Genomic DNA, 14,170 nt, shown 5'->3' with positions numbered 1-14,170 from the left:
AATACGATTTCCACGAACTGAAGGCCAGAGAGGAACCGTGGCGGAGTTCGAGAGCATCTGGAGCGATCTCCAGGGCGTCGCATTTGAGCAGGGCTACCTCGACGCCGGGGGTGTGCGGACCCGCTACCTGCGGGCCGGCGACCCGGGCAAGCCGGTGCTGGTGCTGTTGCACGGATCGGGTGGCCACGCCGAGGCGTACGTTCGCAACCTCGGGGCGCACGCCGAGCACTTCTGGACCTGGTCGATCGACATGCTGGGCCACGGCTACACCAGCAAGCCGGGTCACCCGCTGGAAGTCCGCCACTATGTCGAGCACCTGATGGCCGTCCTGCGCACCATCGGCGTCAATCGCGCCAGCATCAGCGGTGAATCGCTGGGCGGTTGGGTGGCCGCCCGCGCCGCCATCGACCATCCCGACGTGGTCGACCGGCTCGTCCTCAACACCGCCGGCGGCTCCCAGGCCGACCCGGTGGTGATGAAGCGGATCATCACGCTATCCATGGCGGCCGCCGAGGACCCGACCTGGGAGACGGTGCAAGCGCGAATCAAGTGGTTGATGGTCGACAAGTCCAAGGGCTACGACGACTTGGTCGCCAGCCGCCAACGCGTCTATCGTCAGCCGGGATTCGTGGACGCCATGCGCGACATCATGGCGTTGCAGGATCCAGAGATCCGGGCGCGCAACATCATCGGCCCCGACGAATACGCTGCCATCACGGCGCCGACGCTGGTGCTGTGGACCAGCGACGACCCCACCGCGGACGTGACCGAGGGCCGCCGCATCGCCTCGATGATCCCCAATGCCCGCTTCGAGGTGATGCCCGGCTGTGGTCACTGGCCGCAGTACGAAGACGCCAAGACCTTCAACCGTTTGCACCTCGACTTCCTGCTGGGGCGGTGATGGTCGAGGCGGGGCGCGAGCCGGCGGGAATCGAGACCGATGTCGTCGTGGTCGGGGCGGGGCCGGTCGGCCTGACGTTGGCCAACATCCTTGGGCTGCAGGGCATCCGCACGGTGGTGGTCGACGAGCGCGACACGCTGATCGACTATCCGCGTGGGGTGGGACTCGACGACGAGGCGCTGCGGACCTTCCAGTCGATCGGGCTGGCCGATCGCATCGTGCCGCACACGGTGCCCAACCAGATCCTGCGATTCGTCGATGCCAAGCGGCGGGTGCTTGCCGAAATGGCGCCGCCCGACGCGCGGTTCGGCTGGCCGAAACGCAACGGTTTCGTGCAACCGCTCGTCGACGCCGAATTGCTGGCCGGGCTGGAACGATTCGAGCACGTCGAGGTGCGGTGGGGGCGTCCGATGGTGGCGTGTCAGGGCGACGCCGACGGGGTGACCGTCGAACTCGGGGGCGCGCGCGACCATGAAACATCAAGCCTACGAGCACGTTACGTGGTGGGTTGCGACGGCGGTCGCAGCATGACCCGCCGCATGATGGGCGTATCTTTCGACGGGACTACTTCGTCGACACGCTGGCTGGTGGTCGACATCGCCAACGACCCGCTCGGTCACCCAAACAGCGAAGTCGGCGCCGACCCCGAACGCCCGTACGCCTCGATCTCGATTGCGCACGGAATTCGCAGGTTCGAGTTCATGATTCACGCCGACGAGACCGACGAGCAGGCTGAGGATCCGGCGTTCCTGACACGGATGCTGGCCCGGATGGTGCCGCACCCGGACCGCGTCGACGTGATCCGGCGCCGGGTCTACACCCATCACTCGCGGATCGCCGGCGCGTTCCGCAAGGGCCGGCTGTTGCTGGCTGGGGACGCCGCGCATCTGATGCCGGTCTGGCAGGGCCAGGGTTACAACAGCGGCATCCGCGATGCGGCCAATCTCGGTTGGAAGCTCGCCGCGGTCGTGGGCGGACGCGCCGACGACAGGCTGCTGGACACCTACGACATCGAGCGGCGCAAGCACGCGCGGGCCATGATCGACCTCTCCACCATGGTGGGTCGGGTGATTTCGCCCACCAACCGACGGGTGGCCGGCGCGCGCGACCTCCTCGTGCGGTCGGCGTCAATTGTGCCGTCGCTCAAGCGCTTTGTCCTGGAGATGCGGTTCAAACCGATGCCCCGCTACGAGCAGGGCGCCGTCGTGCACAGTGCTCCCCGCCGGCCGGATTCGCCGGTGGGCACCCTGTTCATCCAGCCACGGGTCGACACCCGGGAGACGCAGAATGTGCTGCTGGACGACGTGCTCGGTGACTGGTTCGCCGTGCTCTGCTGGAACAACAACCCCCGCAAGATACTGGGCGACGTCGCCTTCGCGAACTGGAAAGCCCTGGGCGCCCGGTTTATTGCGCTGCGGCCGCTGACCCAGCTGCATTGGACCGGACACGACGATCCCGACGTCGTGGTCGTGGGGGACCGCGACGGTGCGGTCAAATCCTGGTTCGACACCCACCAGGAATCGGTGTTGTTCCTTCGTCCCGACCGGTGCATCGCCGGTGCGTGCATCGCTCAGCGCGCCCCCGACCTGAGCGCCGCGCTCATTGAGGCACTCACGCTCACGCCGCGAGGGGGTGATCCGCAAAGTGGCACTGGCTCTGTGCTGTATGTCGCACAGCCCGCTCCTGAATCTTCCGGGGCCGTCGCAGGACCTGCTTGACGACATCGAAGGCGCGATCGCCGGCGCGCGACAATTCGTCGCCGACTACGACCCCGAACTCGTCGCCATCTTCTCCCCGGACCACTACAACGGCTTCTTCTACAAGGTCATGCCGCCCTTCTGTATCGGCACGAGCGCCAACGGAGTTGGTGATTATGGCACCCATTCGGGCCCGCTCGATGTTCCGGAGAAGCTGGCCACCGAGTGCGCGAAAGCCGTGCTCGACGCGGGGGTCGACATCGCGGTTTCGGCCTGCATGGACGTGGATCACGGGACCGTTCAGCCGCTCGAAAAGCTGCTCGGCGCAGCCACCGCACTACCGGTGATACCGATCTTCATCAACGCGATCGGCGTCCCGCTGGGGCCATTGCATCGTTGCCGGGCGCTCGGTGCCGCCGTCGGCACCTATCTGGCCACGCTGAACAAGCGGATTCTGGTGCTGGGATCCGGTGGGCTTTCGCACAGCCCGCCGGTGCCGACACTGGCGACCGCACCGCCGCCGGTCCTGGAACGTATCGTGCACGGCCGGCCGATGACGCCCGAGCAGCGGCAGGCCCGGCAGGCGGCCGTGATCGATGCGGCCAAGAGCTTCGCCGCCGGCGACAGCGAGCTGCAGGCACTGAATCCGGTGTGGGACCGGCGATTTCTCGAGATCATCGACGGCGGCTGGCTCCCCGAACTCGACCGGTGGTCGAACTCGTTCGTCGCGCACGAGGGCGGTAGCTCCGCCCAGGAAATCAGAACCTGGCTCGCCGCATTCTCCGCGCTGGCGAGCGCCGGGCCGTACGAAACCGTTGGGCGCTACTACAAACCGGCCCCTGAACTCATCACAGGGTTCGCCATCAGGACGGCGGTGCCGAAATGACGGGCGGGCAGGACGGCTTTGACCGCGTCGTCGACGTACTCGTCGTCGGGTCGGGCGGCGGAGGCATGACCGCCGCCCTGACCGCCCAATCCGCCGGGCTGGACGCGCTGGTCGTGGAGAAGTCGTCGTTCTTCGGCGGCTCCACCGCGCTGTCCGGGGGCGGCATCTGGGTGCCGGGGGCGCCCGCACAGCGCAGGGAGGGCTACGTGCCCTCACCCGAGAGCGTCGTCGAGTACCTGCAACGGATCACCGACGGATTGGTCAGCGACGCGCGAATACGGCAGTACGTCGAGTCCGCGCCGAAGATGCTCGAATTTCTCGAACGGCTTTCCGGTTGGTTTGAATTCGTCTGGAAACCCGGTTACGCCGACTACTACCCGGAACTGCCCGGTGGATCCGAACTGGGCAGCACGATCAACGTGCCGCCCATCGACCTGCGGAGGCTGGGCCCCGACGAGCACAAGCTTCTCCAACCTTTGGCGTTGGCCCCGAGGGGAATCTGGCTCGGGCCCAAGGAACTACGCACCTTCTACCGCGTCCGGCAATCGTGGGCCGGCAAAGGCGTTCTCCTCAAGCTGATTTCGCGGATGGTCCGGGCGCGGGTGTTCGGCGAACGGATGGCTGCGATCGGGCAGTCGCTGGCCGCGCGCCTGCGGCTGGCCATGCGGGAACGCGGCATCCCGCTGTGGCTGGACTCGCCGATGACCGAGTTGCTCACCGACGCCGACGGAACGGTGACCGGCGTGTCTTTGGAACGGGGTGGTGAAACGCAACGGATCGGGGCACGTCTCGGGGTCATCCTGGCGTCCGGCGGCTTCGACCATGACCTGGCCTGGCGCAAGGAACTGCTGCCCGTGGTAGACCAGGACTGGAGTTTCGGCAACCCCGCCGCCATGGGCGACGGCATCAGGGCAGCGCAGAAGGTCGGTGCGGCAACCGAGTTGCTCGACGAGGCGTGGTGGTTCCCCGCCATCCAATGGCCGGACGGCCGCATGCAATTCATGCTGAACGAACGCATGATGCCCGCACAGTTCATCGTCAACGGCAACGGCAAGCGCTTCATCAACGAGGCGGCGCCCTACATGGACTTCGGTCACGCCATGATCGACGGCCACAAATCCGGAGTCACGCACATCCCCTGTTGGCTGCTCACCGACCACAGGTCGTGGAACCGCTATGTCATCGGCGGCCATCTGCCGATACCCAAGATCCCCGGAGCGCCGGTGCCCACCGGCCGCAAGGTCCCCTCGGCGTGGCTGGAATCGGGAGTGGTCAAGGCGGCGATGACGTGGGAGGAGATGGCGGGCAGGATCGGCGTGCCGGCGCACAACTTGTCCGAAACCGCACGGCGTTTCAACGAACTCGCCCGCAAGGGCCACGACGACGATTTCAACCGCGGCGACAGCGTCTACGACAACTACTACGGCGATCCGACACTGCCCAACCCGAACCTGTACCCGCTGGGCGATCCACCGTACTACGCGTTCCGGATCGTCCTGGGCGACCTCGGGACGTCCGGCGGCCTGCGTACCGACGAATTCGCCCGGGTGCTGCGGGACGACGACACCGTGGTCCCGGGGCTGTATGCGGTGGGCAATACGTCCGCACCGGTGATGGGACGCAGCTATGCCGGTGCTGGGGCGACGATCGGCCCCGCGATGACCTTCGGCTTCGTCGCGGCGAATCACCTTGCCGCACAGGCCGCCAACCGAACCCTTAATTCTCATAGGAGGTAGCAATGAAGATATCGCTGTTCTACGAGTTCGCCCTACCGCGGCCGTGGGCGCCCGACGACGAGCACGTCATGATGCAAGAGTGCCTCGACGAGGTCGAGGCCGCCGACAAGGCGGGCTTCTCCACCGTGTGGCTGACCGAGCACCACTTCCTCGAGGAGTACTGCCACTCGACGGCACCGGAAATCTTCCTTGCCGCGGCCAGTCAGCGCACCAAGAACATCCGGCTCGGCTTTGGCATCATGCACCTGCCACCCGTGGTCAATCACCCCGCCCGGGTCGCCGAACGCATCGCCACGCTCGACCTGCTCTCCAACGGCCGGGTGGAGTTCGGCACCGGGGAGTCGTCCTCCGTCGGTGAACTCGGCGGATTCAACATCGATCCGGCTGACAAACGAGCCCAGTGGGAGGAGGCCCTCGAGGTCTCGATCCGCTGCATGATCGAGGAGCCGTTCGCCGGCTTCAACGGCGAGCACGTCCAGATGCCGGCACGCAACGTCGTCCCCAAGCCGCTCCAAAAGCCGCATCCACCGGTATGGGTCGCCTGCACGCGACCGGCGAGCGTGCAGATGGCCGCCCAAAAAGCCATTGGCGCACTGAGTTTCGCCTACACCGGACCCGGACCGCTGACCGAGCGGGTGAACGGGTACTACAAGGAGTTCGAAGAGAACGGTGTGCCCGTTACCCCGCGGATCAATCCGAACATCCTGGCCATCGGCGGCGACCTGTCGATGATGGTCGCCAAGTCCGACGAGCAGGCGCTGCAACGGCTGGGGCAGGGCGGTGGCTTCTTCTCGTTCGGGATCATGCACTACTATATGACGGGGGTGCACACCCCCGGCCGGACCGGGGTCTGGCAGCGGTACCTCGAGGAAGTCGAGAAGGACCCGACGCTGGCGTACGGGCCCGGGCGGGGCGCGATCGGTTCACCGGCCACGGTGCGGGAGTTCCTGCGCGGTTACGAAGAAAGCGGCGTGGACGAGATCATTCTGCTGCTCAACCCGCGCAGCCACGAGGGCACCATGGAATCCATCGAGCTGATGGGCTCCGAAGTGCTGCCCGAGTTCATCGAGCGCGACGCTAAAGCGGTGGCCGAAAAGGCCAAGCGGTTGGAGCCCGTCATCGAGAAGGTGGAGGCGCGGCGGCCGGCATCGACCGCACCGCAATTCGACGAGCACTATTCGTTTGGTGGCCTGCCGACCGGTCGGGGCGGTAAGTTCACCGCCAGCGAGATCCCCGAAGCCATGGCGGAGATCAACGAGGGCCGCGTCCAGGCGGCCCAGCGGTTGAAAGAACAGCAAGGCAAGTGACACCGAAAGCCGGTTGAGTCTTGGGACGAATCGACGAGCTGTGGCGTTATGACGGCCGTAGGGCGGTGGTGACCGGCTGCGCCTCGGGCATCGGCGAACACGTGGTGCGCCAGCTCACGGAGTTGGGGGCCGAAGTCGTCGGGCTGGACAAACGTCCGCCCGCGTTCGGAATCAACGACTTCCACCAGGTCGACCTCGCCCATCAAGGATCCATCGACGCTGCGGTCGCCGCCGTCGACGGGCACGTCGATGCGCTCTTCAACGTCGCCGGTGTCTCGTCGGGTATCGGCAACCCGCCACTGGTCGTCACCATCAATTTCCTTGGGCTGCGGCACATCACCGAGGCGCTGATTCCGAAGATGCCGGCGGGGTCGTCCATCGTGAGCGTCTCTTCACTCGCCGCGGCGGCATACCGCGACCATCTCCGGTCGGTGGCGCCGCTACTGAACACCGCGACCATGCGGGAAGGTATCGACTGGTGCCACGCCCACCCCGACGCGCTCGCGGGCGGTGGATATCAGCTGTCCAAGGAAGCGATCATCCTTTACACGATGCGGAGCGCCACCGCCCTTGGCGGACGGGGAATCCGGATCAACTGCACCGGTCCCGGGGTCACCGAAACCCCGATCCTCGACCAGCTTCGGACCGCGTACGGGCAGGCCTTCCTCGACGACATACCCAAACCCCTGGGGCGGGTGTCCGGCCCCGCCGAGCAAGCCTCGGCCCTGGTCTTCCTGAATAGCAATGCCGCCAGCTATATTTCGGGCCAGGTGTTGTGGGTTGACGGCGGGAACGTCGGCGCCGCCATCGCCCGGGAACTCGAGGAGGGAGCGCCGTGGCCAGCGTGACCGACTTCCGCCGCGCCGCCCGCGAAGTCTCCAACTGGGGGCGGTGGGGCGCTGACGACGAGCTGGGTACGTTGAACTTCATCACCGCGGAAAAGGTTGCCCAGGCCGCCGGCCTGGTCCGACGCGGCAAGGTGTTTCCGCTGGGAGTGGATTTCGGCTCCTCAGGCCCGCAGGGCGCCTTCGGGTTCCGGCACAATCCGATACACGTGATGACGGTGGACGGCGGGGACGCCAACTCGCTCCCGCAGTACGGACCGGGCTGGGGACGCAATCCGACGGCGGCGCAGATGGGTCCGTACTTCGTTGACAACCTGTTCCGCTTCAACGACGACATGATCATCATGCCGTTACAGGCCGCCACCCAGTGGGACGCGCTGTCGCACGTGTACTACGAGGACAAGCTCTACAACGGTTTCTCGGCGAGCTCGGTCACCAGCCTGGGGGCCTTTCATCTGGGAATCGAGAAGGTCGACGGCAAAGGCATCACCTCGCGCGGCGTGCTGCTGGACCTGGTCCGCCACCGGGGCGCCGAGGTATTCCTGGAACACGGAAACCCGATCAGCCCCGAGGAATTGGACGACGTCGTGCGCGCGCAACGCGTAACGATCGAACGCGGCGACATTGTGCTCATCCGAACCGGTTGGTGGACAAGGTTTCTCATGACCGGCAACAAGACCGAGCCGTACTCGGGATTGGACTGGCGGTGCGCCTCGTGGCTGCACGATCACGAGGTCGCGGCCGTGGCCTCCGACAACCTGCAGGTCGAAGACCCGGTGTCCGGTGTCGACGGAGTGTTTCTGCCCTTCCACCTGCTGACTCTGCGCGACATGGGAATGATGCTCGGCGAGTACTGGGACCTTGGCGCGCTGGCTGCCGACTGCGCCGAGGACGGGGTGTACGAATTCCAGCTCGTCGCACCGCCCCTGAGATTCGTTGGGGCCGTGGGTTCGCCACTGAATCCAATAGCGATCAAATGATGCGGATCCAGCGCAGGACCACGACGGTCGACGGGCTGGTCACCAGCTATCTGGAGGCGGGCGAGGGCGAACCGGTGGTGTTGCTGCACGGCGGTGAGTTCGGTGCCAGCGCCGAACTCAGCTGGGAACGCAACATCGCCGCACTCGCCGCGCGATACCGAGTACTGGCGCCGGACCAGCTGGGCTTCGGACAGTCGGCGAAGGTCATTGACTTCGTTGACGGACGCGGGATGCGGATCCGGCACGTGGCGCGGTTCTGCGAGCTGCTCGGCATCGACTCGGCGCACTTCGTGGGCAACTCGATGGGCGCCATCAACCTGCTGACCGACGCAACCTCGGACACACCGCTGCTGCCCGTCCGCACCCTGACGATCATCTGCGGGGGCGGCGAAATTCAACAGAATCAGCACTTCGAGGCGCTACAGCAATACGACGCAACGTTGCCGGCCATGCGGCGGATCGTCGAGGCTCTGTTCCACGACCCGAGTTATCCCGCCGACGACGACTACGTGCGGCGCCGCTATGAGTCCAGCACCGCGCCCGGAGCGTGGGAGGCCGTCGCCGCGGCCCGGTTCCGTCGCCCGGGGGCAGCGCCGTCCGCCACGCCCTCGAACGCCCGGCCCTACGAGCGCATCACCGCGCCGACGCTGATCGTCGAGGGCGGGGACGACAAGCTCCTTCCGGCCGGCTGGGCCGCGCAGATCGCCAAGGAGATCGACGGCGCCCGTTCGGTCGTGGTCGACAAGGCCGGCCACTGCCCGCAGATCGAGCAGTCGACCGCGGTGAACCGGCTGCTGCTCGACTTCCTCGCCGCCTGAGGTTAGAAGACGTATTCGAGGCGAGTCTCCATGCCGGCCTCCTGGTGATAGGTGTTGTGGCAGTGCAACTGCCACACACCGGGATTGTCGGCCACCAGCACGGCGAGCAACTTCTGCTTGGGCAGCACCATCAGGGTGTCCTTGCGCGCGCCGGGGCTGCCGTCGGGCTTGATCAGTTGGAAGGTGTGGCCGTGCAGGTGCATCGGGTGATACATCATCGTGGCGTTGTCGAACGTGATGGTGGGCCGTTCCCCCTCCCGGATGTGCAACGGCTCCGTCGCGCTGTAGGGCTTTCCATTGATCGTCCAGCTGTATTGGGTCATGTTGCCGCCCAATACGACCGGTAGGTTGAGGCCGGACTGGGGCCGGCCCAGGTTGACGGGCGTTGTCGCCGTGAACATTTCCACCGTGCCCACCCGTCGGTTGAGTTCGGGCGGCTGAAACCCCGGATCGGGCGCGCTGCCCGCCCCGGTCGACAACAGCGCCCGCGCCACGGCATTCTTTCCTTCCGCGAGCGCGACCAGCGGGAAAACGCCGTCGGCCGCCGTCACGATGACGTCGTAGCGCTCCGCCATGCCGATGAGCAGGGCGTCGACCTGGGCCGGTACCACCGGGTAGCCGTCCGTATGGGTGACCGTCATCGAATGGCCGCCCAGCGCCACCCGGAACGTGGTGTCGGAACCGGTATTGATGAAACGGATCCGGATACGCTGCCCGGGCTTCGCGCTGAAGGTCATGGGAGCGGCGGGAATTCGGCCGTTGACCAGATAGTAGGGGTAAGCGATGTCCCCGGCGTCTCCGCCGAGCAGATCACTTTTGCCAACGCTCCCGGGTGTCGGGGCGGGCGGACTGCTCGACGTGCTGGGGCTGGTCGACGTCGTCGACGTTTCACTGGTCGACGAGGTCGTCGAGGTTTCACTGGTTGTCGTGGTTGTCGTGGTTGTCGGCGGGGTTGTTGTGGTCTCGGGGGCGCTTGACGGGGCGGGCTTGTTCGGGCTGGTCAGCTCGGTGTAGAGCTGCTGCGGCGACTTTCCGACGCCATCGGTCCAATCATCAAGCACCACAATCCATTCCGCGTCATAGTTGCCCTCGGTTGGATCATCGACGATGACCGGCAGGTATAGGCCCATGTCGGCGTCCAGGCCGGTGTGCGGATGGGCCCAGTAGGTGCCCGAATTCGGGACCGAGAACCGGTAGGTGAAGTCTTGGCCGGCAGGGATGTTCGGGGTGGCGGGGGCGGCGCCGTCCATGTCGTTGCGCAGCGCGATGCCGTGCCAGTGCACCGACGTCGGACGGTCGAGCCGGTTACTCACAGTCACCACTAGCTCGTCGCCGATCCTGGCGCGGATCGGTGAGCCCGGGATGGTGTTGCCGTAGGCCAGGGTACGCACGACCGGTCCACCCAGGTCGACCTGGACCTGCTGGGCGGTCAGGGTGGCGGTGACGGTGCGGCCACTATGCGGGCGGGCTGCCTCGGCCGCGGCGATGGCAGCCGACATCTGGGCGTTGCCCGATAGCGCGGGCTTGGACTGACTGCACGCCGCCAACGCGAATCCGCCCGCGATGCCGGCGGCCATGAATCCGCGTCTGGTGAGGCGCGATTTGTCGACGGGGGCGCCGGGCGTGGGTAACGCGGGCATTGATCGCTCCTCGTTTTGTCCTCGACTCACCCCATTGTCTTATACCGTGCCGCGGTGTTGGCGGAGCGCAATCGCCAACCCCGAACCCGTGTAGGAATGGCGCCCCCGCTCAGACGGCGGCACCACCGCCGTCGACGTGCAACGTGGAACCGGTGACAAAGCTCGACCGCGGAGAGCTCAAAAAAAGCACCGCCTCGGCGATCTCGGAGGCGAACGCGGTGCGTCCGAGCGGCAACGCTCGCCCCAGCTGTTCATTGAGGTCGCCCCATTCCGCAGCGACGCCGGGCGTGCGGGTGGGGCCGGGCGCCACGCTGTTGACCCGCACGCCGGACCCCCCGAACTCAGCGGCCCAGGTGCGGGTGAGTGATTCCAACGCGGCCTTCGAGGCGCTGTAACCCGAGGCTCCAGGGATCCCCTTGAACGCCGCCATGGTGGTGACATTGACGATGCTGCCGCGCCCGCGCTGCAACATCCCCGGAACCAGGCCAGCGACCAGGAAGTAAGCGCCGCGAACGTTGGTGTCGAACATCGTCTCGAAGGACGTCATGCCCTGCTCGACGGTCAAGGCCGACGGGAAGCTGCCGGCGTTGTTGACGATGATGTCGACCTCACCGCACTGCTGCACAAGCGAATCTACGGACTCGGCATCGGCCATGTCGGCCTGGACAAAGCGTGCATTCTCACCAATCGTTGCGACCGCTTGCACACCCCTGGCGTCGTTTCGGCCGGAGATGATGACCCTCGCGCCCTCACTGGCAAGCAACCTTGCGGCTTCAAAGCCGATGCCGGATGTGCCCCCGGTGATCACGGCGCTGTGGTCCAACAGTTCCATCATTGAGATCTCCTACAACCGTTGGGACAGTCGGCCTGCGGATTGGGGATGAGCCGTGCACCGATCTGGGTGATAGATCAACCTGCTTGGTCCCGATCGGGGTCGGCGCCGCACGGGCGCAGCACCATTCGCGCGAAGCAACCGGGTGCCCGCGGCATGTATCGCCGTCGTCGCGCCGATGCCCCGGTCGGCCAACACGCGGTGGGCTAATGCGCACCGCTGGGCGCCCGAGCGGCCATCCAGTCGCTGAAACGGGTCGGGTAGATCGTCGGATCCTCGCTGTCGAGCGGAACGATGGTGTGTTCGTCGAGCCCGGTGCCGAAGTAGCTGGCCGTGGGGTCTCCCACGACCTGACGCTGGTCGTTGGATGCGGCCAGGGCGGCCCTGACGAATTCGTCCATGCCGCGCTTCTCGGGGCCGGCGATATTGGTGATGCCGTTGGTCGGATCGCCGAGTGTCGCCCGGGTAACGGCCGCGGCGACGTCCTTGGCGGCAATGGGCTGGAACGCTGCGACCGGCAGGCGGACCGTGTCACCTTCGGTTGCCGAATCGGCGATGGCCTCGACAAATTCGAAGAACTGAGTCGCCCGCACAATCGAATACGGCTGTCCCGATTCCTCGATCAACTTCTCCTGCGCGACCTTGGCTCGCATGTAGCCACTGTCCGGCGCGCGGTCGGCGCCCACGATCGAGAGCGCGACGTGGTGCTGCACGCCGGCCTCGCGCTCCGCGGCAAGAAGGTTTTTCGTCGATGTGGTGAAGAAGCGCATCACGGGGTCGTCGTCGAAGGAGGGCGAGTTGGACACGTCGACTACCGCGTCAACACCCGCGACTGCCTCGGCGAGGCCTTCGCCGGTCACACTGTCGACACCCGAGCGCGGCGAGGCCGAGACCGCCTCATGTCCGAGCTCCGTCAGATTGGCGACGACCTGCGAACCGATGAGCCCGCTGCCGCCGATAACCAAGACCTTCATAATCCGCGCCCTCCCGATTTGTGCGATGAACTGACGAATTCAGCATTGCGTCGACGCGGGCCACTCGAACCCTTGGAAGTCCGTAGTCAGTGCGTGGTCGCTCCCCGGAGCTGCCGACGCGAGCTGATTCCGAGCTTGGCGAACACCTTCCGCAGGTGCCACTCAACGGTGTGAGTGCTGATGAAGAGTTGGGCGGCGATCTCGGGATTTGTCATGCCCTCGCCGGCCAGCCGGGCGATCTGCGCTTCCTGAGCCGTCAACTCGCCTCCTGATGCGGCCGACCGTTTGCTCACCTTCTCGCCCGTCGCCATAAGCTCCCGGCGGGCGCGCTCGGCGAACCCGTCGGCTCCCATTCGTGCGAACATCTCGTGTGCGGCGTGCAACTCGGCGCGCGCGTCGACACGACGATTGCAACGGCGCAGCCACTCCCCGTAGACCAAGCGAGCTCGGGCGAGATGCACGGTAATCCTGGTGCGCTCAAGCCTCTCGATCGCCTCGCGGTAGTCCGCTTCGGACGCCCGGTCATCGTCCAGCAATGCTCGCGACCGAGCCAACATCCCTGCCGCCCAATCACTTTCGCTGCTGTGCGTGCGGTCGTGGAGCTCTCGCAGGGCGTCTTGCGCCGCGTTGCGCTCACCGCAGCGAACGCCCGCCTCGATCAGTTCGACCAGGCACCAGCCGAATAGGCCCAGATCCTCGTGCTCGCACGCCTGGCGCACGGCCGTAAATGCGTCCCCGTAGCGACCGAGGCCGTTGTACAGCACAGCCGTCGCATATCCGGTCAACCCGATCAACCGCCCCTCGCCCCGGGTCGTCCCGTCTGCAAGCGCAGCCTCCATGAGCTTCAACGCGTCGGCCTCGGCACCACGCCAGGCCGGCAATGTCAGGGAGTGATACTTCATTGGGGCATAGCCTGTTGCCGTGGCAATACCTTCGGCCTCTTCGATAAGCGCTGCGGCCGTAGTGAACTCACCCGCCTGCACGTGTACGCCGGCGCGGTAGGCCAGGGCAAGCGGCAGCACGGCCAGCGCACCCGCGTCCCGGGCCAGTCGGACAGCCTGGGTCGCCAGCTGGTGCCACGCGTCGTCGTCCCAAAGCTCGTGGGCCGCGGATTCCTGGACGATGGGAAAGGCCTGCCAGAACCACCGCATCACGTCAGAACCTCCGCCTTGCGCTTCCGCGCAAATCCGGTCAATTGCCTCGCGGAGCGCTGGAACGCCGGCGCGCCGACCGTATCCGACTCTGCCGTCGGGCTTCTGGATGCCGCGAAGAGGCTGGAGGCGCTCGATGACGCGCAGGCGCGCGAAACGTACTTGGAAGCCGTGGGGGCGGCGATGTTCGGCGGACGGCTGTGCCCGCACGGCGGCATTGGGATGACGGCGGCGGTGGCTCGCGCGGCGCCGCCGCGGCCGGAGCCCGCTCGGCCCGTAGATCTCCTGCTCGACGGCATTGCCATCAGGGCCACCGACGGCCACTCCGCCGGCGTTCCAGCGCTCCGCGAGGCAATTGACCGGATTTGCGCGGAAGCGCAAGGCGGAGGTTCTGACGTGATGC

The 14,170-nt window shown here is 66.4% G+C and carries 12 protein-coding genes; 8 read left to right on the top strand and 4 right to left on the bottom strand.

Annotated features, from left to right (window positions below):
- The first annotated feature begins 37 nt into the window (after positions 1 to 37).
- From A5711_RS17165 to A5711_RS17130, 8 genes are read left to right on the top strand one after another with little or no spacing between them, the layout of a single operon-like run.
- Positions 38 to 901, top strand: coding sequence for an alpha/beta fold hydrolase (locus A5711_RS17165; protein ID WP_067948548.1), 864 nt, complete (start codon positions 38 to 40; stop codon positions 899 to 901).
- Positions 901 to 2,619, top strand: coding sequence for a bifunctional 3-(3-hydroxy-phenyl)propionate/3-hydroxycinnamic acid hydroxylase (locus tag A5711_RS17160; protein ID WP_067948546.1), 1,719 nt, complete (start codon positions 901 to 903; stop codon positions 2,617 to 2,619). Before A5711_RS17165 ends, A5711_RS17160 begins: the two co-directional genes overlap by 1 nt.
- Complete coding sequence (locus A5711_RS17155; protein WP_067948544.1) at positions 2,567 to 3,484, top strand: 3-carboxyethylcatechol 2,3-dioxygenase; 918 nt, start codon at positions 2,567 to 2,569, stop codon at positions 3,482 to 3,484. The genes A5711_RS17160 and A5711_RS17155 overlap by 53 nt, the downstream gene beginning before the upstream one ends.
- Positions 3,481 to 5,220 carry an FAD-binding protein gene (locus tag A5711_RS17150; protein ID WP_067948542.1) on the top strand — a complete coding sequence of 580 codons (1,740 nt, stop codon included), beginning with the start codon at positions 3,481 to 3,483 and terminating at the stop codon, positions 5,218 to 5,220. The genes A5711_RS17155 and A5711_RS17150 overlap by 4 nt, the downstream gene beginning before the upstream one ends.
- 2 nt (positions 5,221 to 5,222) lie before the next feature.
- A complete protein-coding gene (locus A5711_RS17145; RefSeq protein ID WP_067948540.1) occupies positions 5,223 to 6,527 on the top strand; it encodes an LLM class flavin-dependent oxidoreductase in 1,305 nt (434 codons plus the stop codon).
- A 20-nt stretch (positions 6,528 to 6,547) separates the two neighbouring features.
- Complete coding sequence (locus A5711_RS17140; protein ID WP_067948539.1) at positions 6,548 to 7,375, top strand: coniferyl-alcohol dehydrogenase; 828 nt, start codon at positions 6,548 to 6,550, stop codon at positions 7,373 to 7,375.
- Positions 7,363 to 8,352 (top strand): cyclase family protein, encoded by a 990-nt coding sequence (locus A5711_RS17135; protein ID WP_067948537.1) that lies wholly within the window; start codon positions 7,363 to 7,365, stop codon positions 8,350 to 8,352. The genes A5711_RS17140 and A5711_RS17135 overlap by 13 nt, the downstream gene beginning before the upstream one ends.
- The gene (locus A5711_RS17130) at positions 8,352 to 9,170 is read left to right on the top strand and encodes an alpha/beta fold hydrolase (protein ID WP_067948662.1); all 819 of its coding nucleotides are present in this window, start codon (positions 8,352 to 8,354) and stop codon (positions 9,168 to 9,170) included. The genes A5711_RS17135 and A5711_RS17130 overlap by 1 nt, the downstream gene beginning before the upstream one ends.
- Positions 9,171 to 9,172: 2 nt before the next feature.
- On the opposite strand, the gene A5711_RS17125 is transcribed toward A5711_RS17130, so the two are convergent.
- The 4 genes from A5711_RS17125 to A5711_RS17110 all read right to left on the bottom strand — a co-directional run.
- Positions 9,173 to 10,810 carry a multicopper oxidase family protein gene (locus A5711_RS17125; protein WP_067948535.1) on the bottom strand — a complete coding sequence of 546 codons (1,638 nt, stop codon included), beginning with the start codon at positions 10,808 to 10,810 and terminating at the stop codon, positions 9,173 to 9,175.
- A gap of 109 nt (positions 10,811 to 10,919) precedes the next feature.
- Positions 10,920 to 11,642 carry an SDR family NAD(P)-dependent oxidoreductase gene (locus A5711_RS17120; protein ID WP_067948661.1) on the bottom strand — a complete coding sequence of 241 codons (723 nt, stop codon included), beginning with the start codon at positions 11,640 to 11,642 and terminating at the stop codon, positions 10,920 to 10,922.
- A gap of 206 nt (positions 11,643 to 11,848) precedes the next feature.
- Positions 11,849 to 12,616 (bottom strand): SDR family oxidoreductase, encoded by a 768-nt coding sequence (locus A5711_RS17115; RefSeq protein ID WP_067948533.1) that lies wholly within the window; start codon positions 12,614 to 12,616, stop codon positions 11,849 to 11,851.
- An 86-nt stretch (positions 12,617 to 12,702) separates the two neighbouring features.
- A partial coding sequence (locus tag A5711_RS17110; protein ID WP_231987501.1) for a helix-turn-helix transcriptional regulator occupies positions 12,703 to 14,170 on the bottom strand: 1,468 nt, incomplete at its 5' end.

The organism is Mycobacterium sp. E2238 (genome assembly GCF_001672665.1).
Taxonomy (GTDB): domain Bacteria; phylum Actinomycetota; class Actinomycetes; order Mycobacteriales; family Mycobacteriaceae; genus Mycobacterium.
Note: the sequence above shows the minus strand (reverse complement) of the source record. Positions and strands in the feature narration are given on the sequence as shown.